The organism is Deltaproteobacteria bacterium, from assembly GCA_016183175.1.
In the GTDB taxonomy this organism is placed as follows: Bacteria; UBA10199; UBA10199; order UBA10199; family SBBF01; genus JACPFC01.
Genome location: JACPFC010000069.1, coordinates 1 through 20,784, shown reverse-complemented (window position 1 = coordinate 20,784; position 20,784 = coordinate 1). Strand labels below are relative to the sequence as shown.

The window sequence follows — 20,784 nt, the reverse complement described above, 5'->3', positions numbered from 1 at the left end:
ACCCGCGTGATCACGCGGCAGTTGGTGAAGGAGGCGGCCCAAGAGGTGCCGATTGCTCGGTAAACAAAAGAATGTCCATCATTCATGACGCACTGAAAAAGGCGGAGCAGGAGCGCGCCACCAAGCGGGAGCAAACCGGGGGGGCGGAATCCCAAAAGCCTCCCGCCGAGTATAATCCGTTTGGCGGGTCAAAGCCCCCCGCAGGTCCAAATCCGTTCAAAATCGATGACGCCCCGCCGCCGCGGACAAAAACATCCGCCACGCAAATGATTCTTCTCGTTGTTCTTGTGGGGGCCCTTGGGGGTTTTGTCTATTGGCGCTTTTTCCACAAGACGTCACCGGGCGGGGCGGGGAAGCCCAAAATAGCCGCCGCCCCGGAGACCTCCTCCCCAAAGACAGTACTTCCCCAAAAGACGGCCCCCCTTCCGGATGATGCGACCGACGCTGAAAAACTGCGGCACGACGCCCTCACCGCCTACAGCCTCGGCGATTTTGAAAAAAGCCGGGAGGGATGGGATCGCCTGACCCTCCTTGCCCCGACCGATTCCGAGGTTTACAACAATCTGGGGCTGACGCTCAAAAAACTAAGTAAGACAAAGGAGGCGAAGGAGGCCTACGAAAAGGCGCTGGGGTTGAAGCCCGACTATCCGCAGGGGCTGAACAACCTGGGGGTCCTGCTGATGGAGGGGGGCGACCGCGTCCGGGCAAGGGGGCTTTTTGAAAGGGCCGTGAAACTGAACCCCTCGTACGGGGAGGCCTTCTTCCACCTCGCCGCTGTTTTGGAAAATGAGGGCAACGGGACGCTCGCCGTCAAAAATTACGAGGAGTTTTTGCGCCTGAAGCCCGACCTCGATCCGACGCTCAAGGCGCAGGTGGAAATTCGCATCGCCGTCTTGAAGGCCAAAGGGGGCCAATGATTTTAAATGTTCCAACCCCTCCTCTCTCTTAAAAAACTGAAGAGACCCGATTTGCTGGGAATCGATCTCGGCTCCCAGTGCGTCAAAATCGTAAAAATGGGCCGCAGACCCAATGATAAACTGGCCGTCGAATTCTGCGGGCTCTACCCCATCCCGCGCTCGTCTCCCGATTTTGAATCCGACCTTCACGGCGCCGTAAAGGAGGCGGGACTCGCGGGCCTTTCGGCCGCTGTCTGTCTTGACGACACCTCCCTCAAGACCCGCAAGATGGAACTTCCGGCCATGCCGGATGCCGATCTGAAGGAGGCGGTGCGATGGAACATGCGCGAGGCGGTGGAGGGGCCAGTTGCCGACTACTCCATCGCCTCTTCGTTGATTGAAGAGACAACCGCCGGCGGAAAAGTGCGGCAGACCCTTTTGGGGTATGCCGTCAAAAAAAAATCGGTCATCGACCTGATGAATCTGGCGACCCGCATCGGGCTAAAACCTTCGGCCATCGAGCCGTCGGCGGTTTCCCTGGCGTCGGCGGTCGACCGCGCCTGGCCGTCCGATGACCTCTGGATCGCGGGGATCGACCTCGGGGCCGAAAAGGTTGTTCTGACCATTCTGGGGCGCGGGCGTTTTTATTTTACGCGCCTCCTTCCGGGATTAAGGTCTTCCGATGCGAAGGAAAACGGTCCGGAATTCATGAAAAAACTGGCGGGGGAAATCCAGAACTCGCTCGACGCCTTTTCGGTGGCCTTTCATCAGGAAACGATCCACCGGATCTCTCTTTCGGGCGGCGGGGCGGGGATCGGGGAACTCCCCGAATATCTCGCGAAAAACCTCGCCATCCAAACTTCCCGGCTCGATCCCTTTGCCGGAATGGAAATGTCCGATCAGGCCAAAAAAACCGTGGCGGACAAGGGGTATCTTTTTTCGCAGGCGGTGAGCCTCGCCTGGATGAACGGATGATTCAGCGGATCAACCTAATCGAGAGGGAGCCGTTCAAGTTCAGCTACCAGAGGCTGATCCATGGCATCGCCGCGGTGATTTTTTTGTGCGTCCTTCTCTACGGGAGCCAGATTTTGCGGCAGGTATTGGGAAAAGCGAAGATAAGGCAGATTCAGGAGGAGCTGGCCGGACTGAAGGCGAGACAGGAGCAGTTGATGAAAAAGGCGGAGCCCGAGTGGAAGGGGAGCGCCGCGGCCGCGCAGTTGAAGGGGATTTTTTCATCCGCCATCGTCTGGAGCGATGTCTTACGGGACGTAACCGGGCGTCTCCCCCCCTCGGTATGGCTGACCGGCTTCAAGACGGGGGGGATGGGAAACGGAAAAGAAGAGGCAAAAGAGGGAAAAAAGGAGGGGAAAAAAGAGGCCAAAAAAGAGGCGCCGAAAAAGGGACCCGGAAGCGGCTTCAAACGGTTCGCAAACTTCTTTGCAAATGCATGGAGATTGCGGGTCAAGAACCTGAATGACAAAAACGGACTTAAAGCAGATCGCAACCTCGCGCGAAATCATCCTCGCCCTTTTTTTCATGGCGGCCATTCTGTTCCTTTTCATGCGCATCCTTTACGCGCCGAAGGCAAAGGATATCGCCGCCCTCAAGGGGGAGATAAAAACTTTGCGGACGCAAAAAGAGGCGATGGTCAAATTCATCGATGCCGTAGCCAAACAGCCCCCTTCCGAAATTCCCCCGGCCGCTTCCGACCTCGACCCGCGGACGGCGGTGATTCTGGGGCAAAAAGAGCCCGAGATTTCCGATATCGCCTCGCTGATGGCAAAGGTGACCGAGGCCGATTTTTTGCAGGGGACGAGACTCGACGCATTCAAGTTTCTCGATTCATCCCAGGAAAAGGGGTACTCAAAGAGGGCGTTTGTTTTGGAGGCCCGCGGCACTTTCGCGGGGGTCTTTTCTTTTGTCGAAAAGATCGAGAAACTGCCGGCCCTGGTTTCAACCGACGCCCTTTCGCTGGAGGAGGATCCGGAAAGGGCCGGCGAGGTGCAACTCAAACTGGAGGGGACCCTCTACCAGACCAAAGGGGGCGACCCGCCCAAGGAGGATAAAAAACAATGACAAAACCAATTTTCCTTGCCGTTCTCGCGGCGCTCCTGTTTTTTGGACCGACGGCGACCTTGCAAGCGGAGACCACCGACGGTTCGCTCTCCGACCTGTCGGTGGAGGGCTTTAAAACAGAAGAGGCTGTTCCCGCCGGGCCGCGCAATCCTTTCGAGCCGGGGACATCCGCGGAGGGGCAGACGGCCCCCGCCCTGACCCTGGAAGGGATCATCGTCGGTTCATCGGCGCGCTTTTGCCTCATCTCTGGAAAGGTGCTCAAAGAAGGGACCCTCCTTGGGAACTATCTGATCTCCCAGATCCGCTCGGACGAGGTGGTCTTGAAATCGACCGCGGGGGAAATCCGGGTCCGGATGAACAATTTTATTCCGAACGGAAAGGAGCCCTTAAGCGGTGTGTACGACATCTCTTTTCAGAGCGCCGGCCTGAAGGAGGCCTTAAGGCTCGTTGCCGCCGCCGGCAGTTTCAACCTCATCCTCCCCGAAAACATGGCGGGACGGGTTTCGGTGATTTTCCACAACACCGAGCTCAAAGACGCGCTCGCCTCCATCTTAAGGGTCAACAGCTTCGAGTTCGCCGAGGAAAACAAGATCATCCGGGTGGGAAAGCCGGAGGAATTTTTGGGCGACACCTATTTCGAGACGGCGCAGATCGCGCTTAAATACGCGACCGCCAAGGATCTGGTGAGCACCGTCAAGCCCATCCTTTCCGAAAAAGGGGCGGTGATCGCCGACGAGAGGACCAACGTCATCTCGGTGAAGGACCGGCAGAAGATCATCGAGGATGTCCGGGCGCTGGTGGCCAAGGTGGACCGGAAGGACCAGCAGGTGCGCATCGAGGCCAAAATTGTCGATGCCACAAGGAATTTTTCGCGCTCGCTGGGCATCCAGTGGGGCTTTTTGAAGGACACAGGCCAGGTGCAGGGGTTTGGCCTGTCCGATGTCGGCAGTTCCTCGGAAACCGACAATCCGTTCAACTTCAACTTTCCGGCCACGACACCGACCTCCGGGATGGGGATCATCATCGGCAATCTGGTCAACAACACCGATCTGGAGGCGCAGATCACCGCCGCCGAGGCCAAAGGGGACATCACCATCATTTCTCAACCCTCCGTCACCACCCTGAACAACGCCCCGGCCAAGATAAGGAGCGGGCTTAAAATTTACGTCAAAAAACCCACCTCGTCGGTCGCCATCAGCAGTGCGACGTCGGGGAGCGGCGGCTCCGGCCTGGAAGAGATCGAGACCGGCATTCAACTGGAGGTCACCCCCCAGATATCCATCGACAACAGCATCAAGCTGAAAATATCAGCGAAGGAAAGCGAGGCCGATTTTTCGCGGACGGTGGACGGCATCCCGTCGGTCATCGACAACACCGCCTCGACCACCGTCTTTGTCCGCGACGGGGAGACCACCGTCATCGGGGGGCTGTTCAAAGTCAAAAAAACAACCCAGACAAGGGGGGTGCCGGGCGTCTCGAGCATTCCGGTCATCGGGTGGCTTTTCAAGAACAAGTCGAAGACCAAGGACAATCTGGAGCTTTTGATTTTCATCACGCCGCGGATTGTGCGCGACGGGGCGGTGGCCGTCTCCGCAAAACCGGCGGGCGTTGTGGCGACAGTGTCCGAAAAATCCGAAAAGGAAAAACTGGAGGCGGAGACAATCGAATCGTCCTCTGTGGAAACGGACGACGCCCCAAAACCGCGACGGAGGTCGGAGAGGTTAAAACAAAGGAATTAAGGGGTGGGGAGAGGCAAAATATTCCCTCTCCCGAGAATCCAGTTCGGATCCCATTTTTTCTTTAGCGCAACCATCCTTGCGATTGTCTCCCGTGAATGCTGAATCGGCAGATAGTCGCGGTGGATTTTCCCCAGCCCATGCTCGCCGGCCACCCCTCCCCCGCTTTTTACCGCCCGCCGGCACTGTTCGAGGACAAAGTCATGAATCGTCCTCTTCTCGGCTGAATTTTTTGTCAAAAAATTCCAGTGGGGGTGGCCGTTGCCGATATGGGCAAAGACAAGGAACGGAATTTTGAGCGCGAGGAGCCTAAGGCTCTCTGCATAAACCCATTCCATCATCGGCAACAGTTGATGGATGGGCACCCACCAGTCGGTTGAAATTTTTCCTCCCCCTTCTTCATGGAACCGCCTCGCCTCTTCGTTGACCGTGGCTGGAATATGGTGCCGCCAAGTCCGGATATCGTCCTTTTGTTTTTCCGATTCCCCAAAAAATATCGATTCGCTCCAGTCGGGATGCCCGCGTTCGCGGTAAAAGGCCTCGACCCACTGTAACCACTCGTCAGACCTGTCGGACTTGCCACCTGGTGGCTTGTCGGACCCGTCTGACTGATACTCCTGCTTCAAATAAATCACGCTCTTTGTCCCCTCCGGGAACCGCGGCGCATCCGGGTGCTTTGCAAAAATTTCAAACGCCCCCGGGCCGATCAACTCGACCGCGCGTGGCTTGAGGGACGATTGCACCGTCTTCACCACAAATTCAATCGAGGCCAAAAAATCGTTGAAGGGAATCAGAAGAGAGAAATGACCACGAGAATGCGGGAGAACGGCACAAGTCACTTCGGTAATGAGCCCCAGTGTTCCCTCCGAACCGATCATTTCATCGATTGCTTCCCCCTCCAGAAAGTACCCGGCGCGGTTCTTCGAGGAAATGACAGGCATCCGGGATCGCTTGAGAATTCTTTCTTCTCCCGTCGCGGTGAGAATTTTCAGTTCGCGGACATACTGCCTTGTCGGGCCGTACAAAAAAGTGTCCTCTCCCGTTGCGTTCGTCGCCACCGTCCCCCCCAGTTGGGCCTCTTTATAACTGGTGGGATCGGGGGGATAAAAATATCCCGCCTGCGCGGCCGGAGCCGCTCCGGCGCGGCGAAGGCCCGCCTCGGCGACGCGCGCCTTAAAATCGCCGAGCAAAACCCCCGGCTCGGCGCGGGCCAGAACCTCGCCGGTTTTGGGGTCTTTCCACACATCGAGAAACCGGTCCTTTTTTTCGAGCGCCACGACAAGCCCCGAATCGGCCGACGACGAGCCGGTAAGCGACGTCCGGCTCCCGCAGAAGGTGACCGGGAGCTTGCGCTCATTGCATTCTTTAAGTATCTCGGCAACATCATGGAAATCCCGCGCAAAACAGAGGGCGTCGGGATTGCCGGTATAAGTCGGATTATCCTTGTAAGTCTGAATTCGTTCGTCCGATTTGAGGATAAAAGAGCCGGAATGGGGAAGATTCACGCGACACTCCTCACCGATGTCTGACGATCCAGCTGTTTCAATGCTTTTTCGGTCGGCCAAAAACGCCCCGGAATGGTCGTGTTGCATCTGGGGCATTGCGAATTGTTCAAATGATAGCCGGTCACCCTGAATCCGACCCGTTCAATCAACAACTCCCCACACTGGGGACACCACGTATTTTCCCATTTGCCCGTTTGACCCGGCAGGTTTCCGGAATAAATAAATTTCAACCCCTCGGCGGCCCCGATTTCGCAGGCACGGATCAATGTCTCGGGGGGCGTATTGTCCGGATCGGTCATCTTGTAGTCTTTGTGAAAGGCGGTCACATGCCAGGGGATTATTGGCGAGACGCCTGACAGAAACCTGGCGATCCCTTTCAGCTCTTCATCGGAGTCGTTGAAGCCGGGAATGATCAACGTCAGGACCTCCAGCCAGAACCCCTTTCCATGGAGCATTTCAATCGTCTTGAGGACATTGGCCAAGACCCCGCCCAGGCTTCGGTAATTTTTGTCGTTAAAGGATTTAAGATCCACTTTATAAAGATCAACCCACGGCCTGATATACTCGATGACTTCAGGTGTTCCATTTCCATTGGATACATAAGAGGTTATAAAACCTTCTTTTTTCGCCTCTTTGAAAATATCCACGGCCCACTCGCTGGTGATGAGCGGTTCGTTATAGGTGGAGGTGAGAATCTCCGCCTGATGCCGGCGGGCGAGGTCGATTATTTCGCGCGGGGTGAAGCGATCGACCGGCGCCACAGCATGGGGATCACGCATTGCCTGGGAGGTAACCCAGTTCTGGCAATACCCGCAGTGAAAATCGCATCCCAGCATGCCGAAGCTCATGGCCCGGGTTCCGGGATAGGCGTGGTAGAACGGCTTTTTTTCCACCGGGTCGAGCTGGATCGCCCCGGCATATCCCTTTGGAACATAGAGGATGCCATCCCGGTTGAACCGGACACGGCAGATCCCTTCGTGTCCTTCGGGAATTTTGCACCGGTGGCCGCAGGCGTAACAAAGGAGTTTCCCGTCCGGAAGCTTTTCATAGAGCTCCCCCGGCCGGGCCAGCGAGGTAAGCACCTCTTTGAGATTCATTTCACTTTGAGGAATAACAACTTCCATATGGCTTGATTATAATCCTTAATTCAAGACCTGCAAGCAGACTGCGGTTATCCCCAACCTGTGGATAACTCTGTTGATATTCATGTAGTGTCACGCACGGTCATCTTTTGAAGGGCTTGTACGAGTTGTTCTTTTTCTCCCTCCGAGTTCACCCTTCCCCGTATCTCAAAGCCCTCCTCTTCAAACCAGGGCTGTGGATAAACCTGAATTCCGCGAGGGAACCGGCAACTTTTTACCTTCTCGTCGAACTCTTTTTTCTTTTGTCGATAGCGGGGATAGCGACGATCCCGAAGAATTTCCATCAAGGCATCTCCCCTCTGGGATTCCTGAACATTCGGGGGGATTGCGCGGATCGCTTCCTCGAGAATCCGCTCTTCCGGTTTTTCATCCCGCTTCGAAAGATCGGAGAGCCGTTCACGAACCTCCCGAAGTTTGTTCTGATTAAGACGATACAGCGAAAGGATTTGAACCAAATCGGCCTCCATACCCCTTTCATATATTGACGATCCCTCTCCCCTCAAGTAGTTTTACGCCTGTGCATCCATTTATCCCATCAACAATTTTTGTTGACGCGGAGGTCAAGGACCTCCCTTTGACCCGCCGGGTTTTGAGTCGTTTCGCCGATGTGCCGGTTGAAGAGATCGAAAATCCGGACACCTTCAAAGAACCCCTTGTTCCGACTGCCGCAAAAAAGAAGCTCCTGATCACCCGTTCCAAAGGGGAACCGGTCAAACCATGCCAGGGAATGGGCAACTATGTCTGTTGCAACTATATGACGGTGAGCTTTGCCACCAACTGTCCCTATGAATGCACCTACTGCATTTTGCAGGATTATCTCCAAAACAACCCGGTGATGACCTTGTTCGCCAACGTGGATGAAATTTTAAATTCGGTGGAAAAAACCCTTCAGTCCGACCGCAAAAAAACCTTCCGGATCGGGACGGGAGAGCTGGCCGATTCCCTGGCGCTCGATCCGATAACGGGCCTGACGCGCGACCTCGTCCCTTTTTCTGCGCGGCAAAAAAACATGATCCTGGAATTGAAAACAAAGTCGGACTGCATCGAAAACCTCCTCGATCTGGATCATGGTGGCAAAACGGTTGTCGCGTGGTCGCTCAACCCGCAGAGTTTTATCGACCGGGAAGAACACAAAACCGCCTCGCTGGAACAACGCCTCATCGCGGCCCGGCGGGTTGCCGATGCCGGCTACCCCGTGGCCCTTCACTTCGACCCCCTGCTCGCGCTCAAAGACTGGTCCGATGAATACATCCGACTCGTCCGACAGGTCCGACAGGTCCTGTCTCCCCGCGAAATCGCCTGGATCTCCATCGGCTCTCTCCGATTTACACCGGGACTGGCCAAAATCATTCGTTCGCGCTTCCCCAAAAGCTCCCTTCTGACGGGAGAGCTTTTTCCCACGGAGGACGGCAAGGTCCGTTATTTCCGCGAGATCCGCGAGGAACTCTACACTCACGTTAAAAACCTCATTGACTCGGCCTTTGCAGGTGTACCAAACTATTTGTGCATGGAGACAAAACGGGTTTGGGAGGAAGTTTACAGGAACATACCGGAGACTTCAGGCGCGCTCGAGGCGCACCTCGCTCAACAATTTGCCTGTTAACATCATCCAGACGCAGTACGGGGCGCAGATCGGTGACGTGGAATTCATCTGGGCGCGGAATTCCAAGGAATTCCTTTTTGCCAATTCGATTTACATCAAGGGGAAACCTTCCATGATCGTCGATCCGTCGGCCACCTTCACCTATATTGAACAACTGGCGCTTGCCCGGTCGGTGAACATCGTCTTGAACACCCACTACCATGCCGACCACCGGAGCTTGAACGGCCTTTTCAGGGATGTGATCTTTGCCGCCCACGAAAAGGACGCCCCCGCCATCCGTGACCACGAAACCTACGAAGAGTTCGCCGACACCGACCCGAACTCTTTCTATTCGGAATGGCGCCGGCAGTTTTTCAAGCAGTATCAGATTCACGATTGCCCCGTCTCACAGCTTTATAAGGGGAAAGAGCTGATCGAGACCGACACGACGCAAATCCAGTTGATCCACATCCCCGGCCACACGCCGGGCCACATGGCCCTTCACTTCAAAAATATCAATACCGTTTTTACCGCCGACATCGATCTCACCCCCTATGGCCCATGGTACGCAAACGTGGTGAGCGACATCGATGATTTCATCGCGTCGGTGGACAAAATGAAAAAAATCGAGGCTGATTATTACATCAGCTCGCACGGGGAACGTATCTACACTCCGGAACAGTATCAGGAAAAGATCGACCGTTTTGCCAGGCATTTTCAGGAACGGGACGAAAAAATTCTGGAGATCCTGAAGGGAGGCCCCAAAGAGCTGGCGCATATTGCCAGCGAATCAATCATCTACCGCCGCCCGTCACTGGCGGACCCCCTGAAGGCCTACTTTCAGTGGCAGATGGTGATCAAGCATTTGGATCGTCTGATGAAAAAGGGGCTCGTCGCAAAAGAAGGAGACCGCTTTACACTCCCTTGACATCTATCTAGGACTAATCTAGTCTTGTATAGGTCAATATATGTCCTATATGGCCTATAACTCTTTGAAATCTGGCTAATTAATTTTAAGTCTAACTGGATCAAAATGCTCCGTTTGAATCGTAAAACCGAATATGCCCTTCTGGCCCTTGAGCATATGGCTCGCAAGGAAAAACGGACCGAGGCGATCACCAGCACCCGGGAGGTTTCCGAATCGTATCGCATCCCCTACCCCCTCTTGGCCAAGGTGATGCAGACGCTCTCCGGCAAGGGGCTGATCAAATCGGTTCACGGCACCAAAGGGGGCTACCAGCTCATCCGGAGGACGCGGGATATCCGGGTGGTTGACGTGATCCAGATTTTTGACGGCACCGTGGCGGTAGCCGACTGTTTCAAGGAAGAAAAAATCACCTGCCCCCAGTGGGACGGGTGCCTGATCAAAACACCGTTTTACGAACTGAACCGGAAGATCCTCGATCTTCTTTCGGAGACCTCGATTGCCGATCTGGCCATCGACCGCGAGAACGAGGGAGCGACGGCACAAGGGATGCCCGTATGAACAATTCTACCGTTCACGAATTAACCACGCGTGAGTACAAATACGGTTTCGTCACCGACATCGAGCAGGAATCGGTCCCGCCCGGCCTGAATGAAGATATCATCCGCCTCATTTCCCAAAAAAAGGAAGAACCGGCATTCATGCTCGAAGGACGCCTTAAAAGCTACCGGTACTGGCTGACGATGAAGGAGCCGACCTGGGCCAACGTGCACTACCCGCCGATCGACTATCAGTCGATCGTCTATTACTCGGCCCCAAAGTCAAAAAAGGAGGGACCCAAAAGCCTTGAGGAGGTCGACCCGAAGCTTCTGGAAACCTACGCCAAGCTCGGTATCCCGCTCAAGGAACAGGAAATGCTCTCCGGCGTTGCCCTTTCGGGCGTAACCCTTTCGGGCGTTGCCGTGGACGCGGTGTTCGACTCGGTCTCGGTGGCCACCACCTTCAAAAAGAAACTCGCCGATCTGGGAATTATTTTCTGTTCTTTCTCAGAGGCGGTTCGGGAACACCCCGATCTGGTTAAAAAATACCTCGGTTCGGTCGTCCCCCACACCGACAACTTTTTCGCCACTCTCAATTCGGCGGTCTTTTCCGACGGTTCGTTTGTCTATGTTCCGAAGGGGGTCCGTTGCCCCATGGAGCTTTCCACCTACTTCCGGATCAACGCCTCGAATACGGGGCAGTTCGAGCGGACGCTGATCATCGCGGACGAGGGGGCCTATGTCAGCTATCTCGAAGGTTGCACCGCTCCCATGCGTGATGAAAACCAGTTGCATGCCGCCGTTGTGGAACTGGTGGCGCTTGAAAATGCGCAGATCAAATACTCGACCGTCCAGAACTGGTATCCCGGAGACAAAGACGGCAAGGGGGGAATCTACAATTTTGTCACCAAGCGGGGGAAATGCGCCGGGGCCAATTCGAAAATCTCATGGACGCAGGTGGAAACCGGCTCCGCCATCACCTGGAAATACCCGAGCTGTATTTTGCAGGGGGACAATTCAGTCGGCGAATTTTATTCGGTCGCCGTGACGAACAATCACCAGCAGGCCGACACCGGAACCAAGATGATCCACATCGGCAAAAACAGCCGGAGCACCATCATCTCGAAGGGAATTTCCGCCGGGCACGGACAGAACTCCTACCGCGGCCTGGTCAGGGTTCAAAAAGGCGCCAGCGGCGCCCGCAATTACTCCCAATGTGATTCCCTGCTCCTGGGCGATAAATGCGGGGCCCACACCTTCCCCTGCATCGAAATCAAAAATCCCACGGCGCAGATGGAGCATGAGGCCACCACCTCGAAGATCAGCGAAGACCAGCTCTTCTACCTCAAGTCCCGCGGCATCGGGGAGGAAGACGCCGTCTCGATGATCGTCAACGGCTTTTGCAAACAGGTTTTCAGGGAACTCCCGATGGAATTCGCGGTGGAGGCGCAGAAGCTTCTCGGGGTGAGTCTCGAAGGAGCCGTGGGCTAATTAATGTCTTGTTTACTCCAAATCAAAGATCTCCACGCCAGGGTAAGCGGCAAGGAAATATTGAACGGCATCACGCTGGCCATCAATGCCGGCGAGGTCCATGCCGTCATGGGCCCCAACGGGTCGGGAAAAAGCACGCTGGCCCATATTCTGGCGGGGCGAGGCGGGTATGAGGTTACCGGGGGGGAGGTTTTTTACGAGGGGAAAAATCTCCTGAAGATGCCGCCCGAGGAGCGCGCCCGGGAGGGGATTTTTCTCGCCTTTCAGTACCCCGTCGAAATCCCCGGGGTCAGCAGTCAGTACTTTTTAAAGGCGGCGTTGAACGCCATCCGCAAACATCAAGGACTGCCGGAACTGGACGCGATGGATTTCCTGAAACTGGTGCGTGAAAAAATGAAGACGGTCGAGATGACAGAAACCCTGTTGAACCGCCCCGTGAACGAGGGCTTTTCGGGAGGCGAAAAAAAGCGGAACGAGATCTTTCAGATGGCGGTGCTCGATCCTCTGCTTGCCATCCTTGATGAAACCGATTCCGGACTGGATATCGACGCCCTCCGGGTCGTGGCCGGCGGCGTCAACTCCCTCCGCGGCAATAAACGGGGAATGCTGGTGATCACCCACTACCAGCGGCTCCTGAATTACATCGTCCCCGATTTTGTCCATGTGCTCTCGAAGGGAAAAATCGTGAAATCTGGCGGCAAGGAACTGGCGCTTACGCTGGAAAAGGAGGGGTACGGGTGGGTAGAGGCGCAACCGGGCGGCGTCATGAGCGTGTGAAAATCCCCCCTCGCCCCCCTTTGAAAAAGGGGGGTTGGGGGGGATTTGAACAATATGCAAAAAGAAATCGACAATTACGTGAAGCAATTCGAGGCGGCGCAAACACCGTCCGAGCCGGCGTGGCTTGGCGTCCTTCGCAGAAAGGCCATCGAACGTTTCGCCAAAACCGGTTTTCCGTCGGTCAAGGACGAACAATGGAAACACACCAACCTCGCCCCCATCGCCTCCCTTCCTTTTGCGAGAGACGGCATGGGATCCGGGGCGATAAGCCCGCAGGATGTCTCCACTTGCGTCTCCGGCGCCTATGCCAACCATCTTCTCGTTTTCATTAACGGGCGCTACTCCAGCCGTTTGAGCCGACCGGGTCCCCTTCCCGAAGGGGTCCGTTTGTGCCCCCTCTCTGAAGTTCTTGAGGAAAACCCAGCCCTCGTGGAGGCGCCGTTCGCACGACTGACTGAAAAACCGGTCGCACCGGTGGCGGACACAAACCCCTTTACCGCCTTGAACACCGCCTTCATGGAAGACGGCGCCGTCGTGATCTTGCCGATGGGGGCCGTTGTAAAAACCCCCATCTATCTGGTTTTTCTTTCCACCGGCGCCACCGGCGCCACCGGTGCTACCGGTTCCCAAAAGCCGTGGATCGCCTGTCCGCGCAATCTGATTATTGCGGGGGAAAATTCCCAGGCCTCGATTGTGGAATACTACCTCGGCACCGGCGCCACCGGTGCGACCGGTGTGGCCCCTTATTTTAACAACGCCGTCACGGGGCTCTTGGTCGGCGAAAACGCGGTGATCCACCATGACAAAATTCAGGAAGAGGCCCTCTCCTCTTTTCACATCGCGTCGCTTGAGGTCGATCAGGGTCCATCGAGCCGGTTTGTCTCGAATTATGTCTCTCTGGGGGGAAGCCTCTCCGCCAACCGGATCCATGCCCGGCTGAACGCCACGGGGTGCGACTGCGCCTTGAACGGCCTCTATCTTGGAGGCGGCAGTCAACACATGGATTCGCACACCCTGATCGACCACTTAAAGCCGAACGGGACCAGCAATGAACTGTACAAGGGGATTTTGGGCGGCAGATCGCGCGGCGTTTTCGACGGAAAGATCGTCGTCCACAAGGAGGCGCAAAAGACCCACGCGCACCAGACAAACAAAAATCTCCTTTTGTCCGCCGAGGCCGAGGCCGATCCGGCGCCGCAGTTGGAGATTTTTGCCGACGACGTGAAAGTGGGCCACGGCTCCACCGTCGGCCGGCTGGATGAAAACCAGATCTTCTATCTGCGTTCGCGGGGCATTGGCGAGAAGGAGGCCAAAGGCCTGTTGGTCTCATCCTTTGCCGGCGACGTGATCGAAAAAATCGGCGTGCCGGCCATAAAAAGTCGGGTGAAGGAGGTTTTAAGTGAAAGAATTTGACTCTGCCGCGATCCGCCGGGATTTCCCCGTTCTCCAGCAACAGGTGTACGGCAAACCGCTGGTCTATCTCGACAACGCCGCAACCAGCCAGGCCCCGCAGGCGGTAATCGACGCCATGAACCGGTTTTATCTGGAATACCGCTCCAACGTTCACCGCGGCGTCTATCATTTAAGCGAGCGGGCCACCGAGGCTTATGAAGGGACGAGGGTTAAGGTACGAAAATTTTTAAACGTCGCGTCCGACCGTGAAATCGTTTTCACCCGCGGCGCCACCGAGTCGATCAATCTTGTCGCCCATTCTTACGGTCGAAAATTCTTGAGGGAAGGGGATGAAATCGTCATCTCGCACATGGAGCATCACTCGAATATCGTCCCCTGGCAACTGGTCTGCGGGATGACCGGCGCCGTCCTGAAGGTCATTCCCATCAACGACCGGGGAGAGTTGATTTGGGAAGAGTTTGAAAAACTTCTCGGACCCAAAACGCGGTTTGTCTCGATTGTCCATGTCTCGAATTCCCTCGGGACGATCAATCCGGTGAAGCGGATCATCGACCGGGCCCACGAGATCGGCGCCAAAGTGCTCCTCGACGGGGCACAGGCGGTCTCCCATATGCGGGTGGATGCGCAAAAACTCGATTGCGATTTTTTCGCCTTTTCGGGCCACAAGCTTTTCGGCGCCACCGGCACCGGCGTCCTGTACGGCAAATCGGAGCTTCTAAACGCGATGCCGCCGTATCAGGGAGGGGGCGACATGATAAAACTGGTGACATTTGAGAAGACAACCTGGAACGATCTCCCCCTGAAATTCGAGGCGGGAACGCCGAATATCGCCGGCTTCATCGGCCTTGGGGCGGCCATCGATTATCTGGAAGAGCTCGATTTCGAGGCGGCGATCCGGCATGAACGGGAACTTTTGGTCTATGGCACGAAAGTCCTTTCCACAATCCCCCGCCTGAAACTCATCGGCACCGCCGAAAACAAGACGGGCATTTTTTCGTTTGTTCTGGAGAACATTCACCCGCACGACGTGGCGACAATTCTGGATCGCGAGGGGATCGCCATCCGCGCCGGCCATCACTGCACCCAGCCGGTGATGCAAAGGTTCAATATTCCCGCCACCTCCCGCGCCTCGCTGGCGTTTTACAACACAAAGGAGGAGATTGACGCGTTGGCGAGGGGGATTTACAAGGTGTTGGAAATATTCAAATGATATGTCCGAACTCAACGAATTAAACGACCTCTACCGCGAGGTAATTCTCGACCATGCAAGGCATCCCCGCAACAAAGGGGCCCTGCCGTCCGCCGACCGGAAGGCGGAGGGTTACAACCCTTTGTGCGGCGACCGTGTGATTCTTACCGTAAAACTGGACAGCGGCGTGATCGCCGATGTCCGTTTTGAGGGATCGGGTTGCGCCATCTCGACGGCATCGGCCTCGATTCTGACGGAGACGCTTAAAGGAAAAACAGAGGCGGAATTTTCAGGGCTGTTCGACAAGTTTCACACCCTTGTCACCTCCGGTGGGGAAGCGCCGGCTACTGCATCGGAGTGGGGGAAACTGGCCGTCTTTGAGGGGGTCCGCGAATTTCCGATGCGCGTCAAATGCGCCACCCTCTCGTGGCACACGCTGAAGGCGGCGCTGGAAAATAAACAGGAACCGGTCACAACGGAGGAGTGATGAGCGAAGAATTAAAACAAAAAATCATTGATGTCCTCAAAACCATTTTCGACCCCGAAATTCCCGTAAATATCTACGCGCTGGGACTGGTATACAATATCGACGTCAAGGAGGACGGTTTTGTCCAGATCCGGATGACGCTGACCTCCCCTTCGTGTCCGGTTGCGGGGTCGCTCCCCCCCGAAGTGGAATCGAAAATAAAGGCAATCCCCGGCGTCTCCCATTGCGCCGTGGAACTGGTCTGGGACCCGCCATGGGATAAAGAGATGATGTCGGAAGAGGCGAAGTTGCAGTTGAATATTGAGTAATGAAACCGATCTACCTCGACAACCACGCCACAACCCCCGTAGACCCCGAAGTTTTTCGCGCCATGGAACCCTACTTTTGCGAAAAATTCGGAAATTCTGCGAGCAAAAGCCACGCCTACGGCTGGAAAGCCTGCGAGGCGGTCCAGATCGCCCGCGAGTCGATCGCCAAAAATATCGGCGCCGAGTCCCCCAAAACCATCATCTTCACCAGCGGCGCCACCGAAACCAACAACATGGTCATCAAGGGAATCGCACGCACGTCAAAAAAGAAGCCGGTACACATCATTACACAGGCCACCGAACATAAATGCATCCTCGAATCGTGTAGAGAGATCGAGCAAGAGGGGCACGAAGTGACTTATCTGGGCGTCGATCACGACGGTTTGGTGGACCCGGATGACGTTAAAAAAGCGATCCGCCCCAACACCCTCCTCTGCTCCGTTATGTATGCCAACAATGAAATCGGAGTGATTCAACCGATCGCGGAAATTTCAAAAATCTGTCATGAAAAAGGGATATGGCTCCACTCCGACGCGGTGCAGGCGGTGGGAAAAATTCCGGTGGATATGAAAAAAGACGGCATCGATCTCTTGAGCATCTCGGCTCACAAAATGTACGGCCCCAAGGGGATCGGCGCCCTCTACATCGCAAGAACCAATCCTCCCATTCGTTTGAGTCCGCTGATCCACGGTGGCGGCCACGAAAACGGACTGCGCGCCGGGACATTGAATGTGCCGGCCATTTTGGGTTTGGCCAAGGCGCTGGAAATCTGTACGGCAAAAATGCCGGAGGAATCAAAACGATTGAAAGGACTGCGTGACTATTTTGTCCGGGAAATCACACGCCGGATCGACCACACTTTTTTAAACGGCCACCCGACGAGGCGCCTGCCGCACAACGCCAATGTCAGCTTTGCCTATGTCAAAGACACCGATCTGATTATGGCCCTTCCGGAACTGGCGGTGGCCACGGGGAGCGCCTGCGCGTCGGACTCCACGGAACCCTCGTACGTCCTTCGGGCCCTGGGGGTCGGCGAAGACCGCGCCGACTCCTCCATCCGTTTCGGATTGGGACGTTTTACGACGAAGGAAGAAATTGACGTTGCTCTCGAATGCATCGTAAAAGCGGTGGAGAAATTGCGCGGCCGGTCGCTGAAATATGAAATGAGAAAATGATGAACACGAATACCGCCATCATCGCCGTCGCCTCCGGCAAGGGGGGGGTCGGCAAATCCACCGTCGCCGCGAATTTGAGCCTCGCCCTGTCCAAAGTGGGGCGCAAGGTGGGGCTTTTGGACGCCGACATCTACGGCCCCAGCCAGCACATCATGCTGGGCTTGAGAGACGCCACCCCCGCGATGGGGGAGGACCGGAAAATCCTTCCGCTGGAGACACACGGCATCAAGATCATCAGTTTCGGTTTTTTCGTGAAGCCGGACGAGGCGGTTGTCTGGCGCGGCCCGATGATCGCCAAGATGCTTCAGCAGTTTGTCAGTGACGTGAATTGGGGAGAGCTCGATTATCTGATCGTCGATCTCCCCCCCGGCACCGGCGATGTGCAGTTGACGTTAAGCCAGATCCTTTCCGTCACCGGCGCCGTGATTGTCACAACGCCGCAGGATATTGCACTCGCGGATGCCGTGAAGGGGGTCAGCATGTTCCAAAAGGTGAACGTGGACATCATCGGCATCGTGGAAAACATGAGTTTCTTTGAATGTCCCGAATGCCGGCACGAAACGCCCGTTTTTGACCGCGACGGCGGAAAGAAGAAGGCGCAAGAACTGAACGTCCCGTTTCTGGGGGCCCTCCCCCTCGAGCTGGAAACCCGTTTGGCCGGCGACGAGGGGACGCCCATTGTCGTCAAAGAGCCGAAATCGCGTCAGGCCGGACGCTTTTTCGAAATTGCCGCCCTGGTTGAAGCAGAAGTGCAAAGAATCCGGCTCAAAGGCCCCGCAATTCCCGCTGTTCCTCATCCCCCTTCTGCGGCCTCCGGAACGCAATTCGAGGTGTGAAGGATATCTTTAATGTTGATATTTAATGTTGATATTAAACAAAATATCAAATAAAATAGCATTATTGTTATGGAACATATCGAGCAGGCCAATTTCAGGCTATCGAGAGAGGTCCTTAAAAGTCTCCGAAAAGCGGTACCTCACGGAAGGCAGTCCCGCTTTGTGGAGGAAGCGATTCAAAAAGAGATCAAACGGCGCCAGTTTTTAAAGGCTGTGGAATCTTCTTTTGGCGCCTGGGGTGAACGGAAGGATCTCGGCACAACCCGCCAATTTATCCGCAAGTTGCGGCGAGGCCGCCGCTTGAAAAGCGTGCGCAAATGAGCCGTATCATCATCGATTCCGATATTCTCATCGATTCGCTCCGTCGCAAACCTTCGGCCAGAAAGCTTCTTATTGATATCGGCATCCAGCACGAGGCCTTTTGTTCCGCGATCAGCATTGGGGAAGTTATCGCGGGCATGAAAATGTCGGAGCGGGAAGAAACCTACAAACTCCTGTCGAGCCTGAGGGTTATTCCTGTCTCGTTTGAAATAGCCGAACGGGCCGGAGAGTTGAAAGCGGAACATAAATCGCATTCCCTGCAACTGGACGATTGCCTCATCGCCGCAACCTCTCTTCTGGAGGGGGATTTTTTGTGTACGCACAATAAAAAACATTATCCCATGCGCGAGATTCGGTTTTTCGATTAAATCGCTTCTTGACTCACCCTTCCGTTTGACCCAGATATTCTTCCATGTCCTTAACGCCCAGCCAGACCCTGGCCGTCCGGACGATTGACCGCCCTTTGGCGGTTGTGGCGGGGGCCGGTTCGGGCAAGACCCTTGTTTTGGCGGAGCGATATCGTTGGCTCATCGAAGAGGCGAAAGTCCCCGTCCACCGGATTTTGGCCTTCACCTTTACCGAAAAGGCGGCGCGGGAAATCAGGGAACGGATCCTTAACCGCAAAATCATCCGGCCGGAGGACGAAGGGTTCCTGCAAATCGGCACCGTCCACTCTTTTTTGAGCGGTCTTCTGCGAAGATATGGCTCCCTTCTGGGGCTTGATCCCGCGTTTACCATTCTTGATGAGGCAAGCGCCCGGGCAGAGCGCGACGTCCGGATCAAATCACATTTGATCGGCCGATTGAGGGAAAAAAATCCGGCCGTCGTGGAGGCCAACGAACGGTTCGGCTTTTGGCGGCTCAACCAAATCTGCCAAAAACTCTTCCAGCGAACCGATCTCATGGTTGATCCGGAATCGTTCCCGTCCGGCGACGATGAGGACATCCGCCTCTTTAAAGACGCCGCTGATCTTTTCCATCAATGGCTGGATGACAAAATAAAATCGGCCTCTCTCACCTTTGACGACCTCGAAATCCTCTCGTTTAGGCTGTTGAAGGAACACCCCGAGGCGGCGGACAAAATACGGCGGCGGTTTTTTCACATCCTGGTGGACGAATTTCAGGACACAAGCCCCCTGCAGGCGCGGATTATCGAGGCCCTTGTCGGACCGGGGATGAACACCCTCGGGGTGAAAACCCTCGGGGTGAAAACCCTTTTTGTCGTCGGCGACCCCGGGCAGTCGATCTACCGTTTTCGACGCGTGGAGACCTCTATTTTTAAAAACAGGGCGGAACAGATTAAAAAGGAGGGGGGGCAAATCGTCCAGCTGGACGAAAGTTTCCGCGTCCCCCCGCGGCTGGCTAAAATCGTCAACAAAGTTTTTATCCCGCTCTTCAACGAAGAGGGGGTTTCCACGCTCTATCGCCCTCTCGTTTCCGTTCATCATCAGACAACCGGTGCATTGAAGATCGTTGTTGCCCCGGAAGAGAGGCTTTCCATCGACAGGCTTCGCAGGCTGGAGGCGAAATGGATCGCCCAAAATTTAAAGGAGCGGAATCTCTCCCCAAAAGATCGTGACTCCACCGCCCTTTTGTTCCGCGCCTCCCAGCCGATGCTCATCTACCGGGAGGAGCTGGAAAAGGCGGGCATCCCCGTGCAGGTGACAAGGACGCACAATCTGCTTGTGGAACCGGAAATCCGCGATCTTTTGCATCTCCTTTCTTATCTGGCGGGCGACAGGAACCCGATCGTCCGGACGGCGCTTCTTCGTTCCTCTTTTTTCAACCTCTCCGAGGCATTTATCGAACGGTATTCGCGGGGCGGATCCACCGATTTCACGGAACCCTACACGCCCGATTTTTTCACCGCCGCAGACGACCGGCATCGGTGGGAGCATTTGAGGCAATTGACGGCCCGCTGGGAGAAATTAAGTCGGGCGATCCCTCCCTCGCGTCTGTTCCGGATTGTCGTGGACGATCTGGGCCTCGCAACCGGCGGAGATTCCACACAGCGGCTCTATGTGGAACAGTGGCTCTCGCTGGTGGACGATATCGAACGCGCGGGCCCGGCCGATTTGGCGCGCCTCGAAGAGACCTTCTCGGCCCTCCGAAGCGTGGAAAGGGGAATTGAGGCCTTTGACCCAAAGAACGCCCCCGGATGCGTCAAGCTGATGACCATTCATTCGGCCAAGGGGCGCGAATTCGACCGCGTGTTTCTGCCGCAGTTGTACGGGGGAGGGAGAAGCGACTCTGCCGATTTTTTGTTGGATGCGGAAAAAAGGACCGGGACGGTGTCCCTTGCCTTTCGGAAAAAATCGCCGGAACCGGTCCGGGGCCTGAAAATGGAATTAAGCGAATCCCCCCTCTTCCGTGAACTGAAGGAAGTG

The 20,784-nt window shown here is 55.6% G+C and carries 22 protein-coding genes; 18 read left to right on the top strand and 4 right to left on the bottom strand.

Annotation, left to right across the window (positions count from 1 at the left end):
- Nucleotides 1–71: 71 nt before the first annotated feature.
- Nucleotides 72–917, top strand: coding sequence for a tetratricopeptide repeat protein (locus HYU99_07705; GenBank protein MBI2340231.1), 846 nt, complete (start codon nt 72–74; stop codon nt 915–917).
- A gap of 6 nt (nt 918–923) precedes the next feature.
- Nucleotides 924–1,871, top strand: coding sequence for a pilus assembly protein PilM (gene pilM, locus HYU99_07700; GenBank protein ID MBI2340230.1), 948 nt, complete (start codon nt 924–926; stop codon nt 1,869–1,871).
- 151 nt (nt 1,872–2,022) lie between these two features.
- Here the strand turns inward: pilM and HYU99_07695 are convergent, their stop codons facing one another.
- Entirely contained in the window at nt 2,023–2,316 is a 294-nt protein-coding gene (locus HYU99_07695) for a hypothetical protein (protein ID MBI2340229.1), read from the bottom strand.
- A gap of 53 nt (nt 2,317–2,369) precedes the next feature.
- On the opposite strand from HYU99_07695, the gene pilO reads away from it, so the two are divergent.
- Nucleotides 2,370–2,972: a type 4a pilus biogenesis protein PilO gene (gene pilO / locus HYU99_07690; protein MBI2340228.1), complete on the top strand. Its 603-nt coding sequence runs from the start codon at nt 2,370–2,372 to the stop codon at nt 2,970–2,972.
- The gene (locus HYU99_07685) at nt 2,969–4,711 is read left to right on the top strand and encodes a hypothetical protein (GenBank protein MBI2340227.1); all 1,743 of its coding nucleotides are present in this window, start codon (nt 2,969–2,971) and stop codon (nt 4,709–4,711) included. The genes pilO and HYU99_07685 overlap by 4 nt, the downstream gene beginning before the upstream one ends.
- On the opposite strand, the gene HYU99_07680 is transcribed toward HYU99_07685, so the two are convergent.
- From HYU99_07680 to HYU99_07670, 3 genes are all read right to left on the bottom strand, one after another.
- Nucleotides 4,708–6,213, bottom strand: coding sequence for an FAD-binding oxidoreductase (locus HYU99_07680; protein ID MBI2340226.1), 1,506 nt, complete (start codon nt 6,211–6,213; stop codon nt 4,708–4,710). The two genes, HYU99_07685 and HYU99_07680, sit on opposite strands and share 4 nt — an antisense overlap.
- Entirely contained in the window at nt 6,210–7,337 is a 1,128-nt protein-coding gene (amrS, locus tag HYU99_07675) for an AmmeMemoRadiSam system radical SAM enzyme (GenBank protein ID MBI2340225.1), read from the bottom strand. Before amrS ends, HYU99_07680 begins: the two co-directional genes overlap by 4 nt.
- A gap of 80 nt (nt 7,338–7,417) precedes the next feature.
- A complete protein-coding gene (locus HYU99_07670; protein MBI2340224.1) occupies nt 7,418–7,822 on the bottom strand; it encodes a hypothetical protein in 405 nt (134 codons plus the stop codon).
- Nucleotides 7,823–7,872: 50 nt separating this feature from the next.
- On the opposite strand from HYU99_07670, the gene HYU99_07665 reads away from it, so the two are divergent.
- From HYU99_07665 to HYU99_07600, 14 genes are all read left to right on the top strand, one after another.
- On the top strand, nt 7,873–8,958 hold the full coding sequence (locus HYU99_07665) for a radical SAM protein (protein MBI2340223.1): 1,086 nt from the start codon (nt 7,873–7,875) through the stop codon (nt 8,956–8,958).
- Nucleotides 8,948–9,865: an MBL fold metallo-hydrolase gene (locus HYU99_07660; GenBank protein MBI2340222.1), complete on the top strand. Its 918-nt coding sequence runs from the start codon at nt 8,948–8,950 to the stop codon at nt 9,863–9,865. The genes HYU99_07665 and HYU99_07660 overlap by 11 nt, the downstream gene beginning before the upstream one ends.
- 114 nt (nt 9,866–9,979) lie before the next feature.
- A complete protein-coding gene (locus HYU99_07655; protein ID MBI2340221.1) occupies nt 9,980–10,423 on the top strand; it encodes an Rrf2 family transcriptional regulator in 444 nt (147 codons plus the stop codon).
- Nucleotides 10,420–11,892: a Fe-S cluster assembly protein SufB gene (sufB, locus tag HYU99_07650; GenBank protein MBI2340220.1), complete on the top strand. Its 1,473-nt coding sequence runs from the start codon at nt 10,420–10,422 to the stop codon at nt 11,890–11,892. Before HYU99_07655 ends, sufB begins: the two co-directional genes overlap by 4 nt.
- A 3-nt stretch (nt 11,893–11,895) precedes the next feature.
- Entirely contained in the window at nt 11,896–12,669 is a 774-nt protein-coding gene (sufC, locus tag HYU99_07645) for a Fe-S cluster assembly ATPase SufC (protein ID MBI2340219.1), read from the top strand.
- Between the two features lie 54 nt (nt 12,670–12,723).
- On the top strand, nt 12,724–14,082 hold the full coding sequence (gene sufD / locus HYU99_07640) for a Fe-S cluster assembly protein SufD (GenBank protein MBI2340218.1): 1,359 nt from the start codon (nt 12,724–12,726) through the stop codon (nt 14,080–14,082).
- Between the two features lie 10 nt (nt 14,083–14,092).
- Complete coding sequence (locus tag HYU99_07635) at nt 14,093–15,292, top strand: cysteine desulfurase (GenBank protein MBI2340217.1); 1,200 nt, start codon at nt 14,093–14,095, stop codon at nt 15,290–15,292.
- Nucleotide 15,293: 1 nt separating this feature from the next.
- Complete coding sequence (locus HYU99_07630; protein MBI2340216.1) at nt 15,294–15,758, top strand: SUF system NifU family Fe-S cluster assembly protein; 465 nt, start codon at nt 15,294–15,296, stop codon at nt 15,756–15,758.
- Nucleotides 15,758–16,066, top strand: a complete 309-nt coding sequence (locus HYU99_07625) for an SUF system Fe-S cluster assembly protein (protein MBI2340215.1) — start codon at nt 15,758–15,760, stop codon at nt 16,064–16,066. Before HYU99_07630 ends, HYU99_07625 begins: the two co-directional genes overlap by 1 nt.
- Complete coding sequence (locus HYU99_07620) at nt 16,066–17,241, top strand: IscS subfamily cysteine desulfurase (GenBank protein MBI2340214.1); 1,176 nt, start codon at nt 16,066–16,068, stop codon at nt 17,239–17,241. The genes HYU99_07625 and HYU99_07620 overlap by 1 nt, the downstream gene beginning before the upstream one ends.
- Complete coding sequence (locus HYU99_07615) at nt 17,238–18,077, top strand: Mrp/NBP35 family ATP-binding protein (GenBank protein ID MBI2340213.1); 840 nt, start codon at nt 17,238–17,240, stop codon at nt 18,075–18,077. The genes HYU99_07620 and HYU99_07615 overlap by 4 nt, the downstream gene beginning before the upstream one ends.
- A gap of 69 nt (nt 18,078–18,146) precedes the next feature.
- Nucleotides 18,147–18,398 carry a hypothetical protein gene (locus tag HYU99_07610; protein MBI2340212.1) on the top strand — a complete coding sequence of 84 codons (252 nt, stop codon included), beginning with the start codon at nt 18,147–18,149 and terminating at the stop codon, nt 18,396–18,398.
- The gene (locus tag HYU99_07605; GenBank protein ID MBI2340211.1) at nt 18,395–18,766 is read left to right on the top strand and encodes a PIN domain-containing protein; all 372 of its coding nucleotides are present in this window, start codon (nt 18,395–18,397) and stop codon (nt 18,764–18,766) included. Before HYU99_07610 ends, HYU99_07605 begins: the two co-directional genes overlap by 4 nt.
- Before the next feature lie 44 nt (nt 18,767–18,810).
- Nucleotides 18,811–20,784 (top strand): ATP-dependent helicase (locus HYU99_07600; GenBank protein ID MBI2340210.1); only part of this gene is annotated, 1,974 nt, incomplete at its 3' end.

Coding starts and splice junctions, on each gene's coding strand:
- HYU99_07705 (MBI2340231.1), top strand. CDS start 72: ATGTCCATCATTCATGACGCACTGAAAAAGGCGGAGCAGGAGCGCGCC.
- HYU99_07670 (MBI2340224.1), bottom strand. CDS start 7,822: ATGGAGGCCGATTTGGTTCAAATCCTTTCGCTGTATCGTCTTAATCAG.
- sufB (MBI2340220.1), top strand. CDS start 10,420: ATGAACAATTCTACCGTTCACGAATTAACCACGCGTGAGTACAAATAC.
- HYU99_07605 (MBI2340211.1), top strand. CDS start 18,395: ATGAGCCGTATCATCATCGATTCCGATATTCTCATCGATTCGCTCCGT.
- HYU99_07685 (MBI2340227.1), top strand. CDS start 2,969: ATGACAAAACCAATTTTCCTTGCCGTTCTCGCGGCGCTCCTGTTTTTT.
- HYU99_07620 (MBI2340214.1), top strand. CDS start 16,066: ATGAAACCGATCTACCTCGACAACCACGCCACAACCCCCGTAGACCCC.
- pilM (MBI2340230.1), top strand. CDS start 924: ATGTTCCAACCCCTCCTCTCTCTTAAAAAACTGAAGAGACCCGATTTG.
- pilO (MBI2340228.1), top strand. CDS start 2,370: ATGACAAAAACGGACTTAAAGCAGATCGCAACCTCGCGCGAAATCATC.
- sufD (MBI2340218.1), top strand. CDS start 12,724: ATGCAAAAAGAAATCGACAATTACGTGAAGCAATTCGAGGCGGCGCAA.
- HYU99_07615 (MBI2340213.1), top strand. CDS start 17,238: ATGATGAACACGAATACCGCCATCATCGCCGTCGCCTCCGGCAAGGGG.
- HYU99_07610 (MBI2340212.1), top strand. CDS start 18,147: ATGGAACATATCGAGCAGGCCAATTTCAGGCTATCGAGAGAGGTCCTT.
- amrS (MBI2340225.1), bottom strand. CDS start 7,337: ATGGAAGTTGTTATTCCTCAAAGTGAAATGAATCTCAAAGAGGTGCTT.
- HYU99_07625 (MBI2340215.1), top strand. CDS start 15,758: ATGAGCGAAGAATTAAAACAAAAAATCATTGATGTCCTCAAAACCATT.
- sufC (MBI2340219.1), top strand. CDS start 11,896: ATGTCTTGTTTACTCCAAATCAAAGATCTCCACGCCAGGGTAAGCGGC.
- HYU99_07630 (MBI2340216.1), top strand. CDS start 15,294: ATGTCCGAACTCAACGAATTAAACGACCTCTACCGCGAGGTAATTCTC.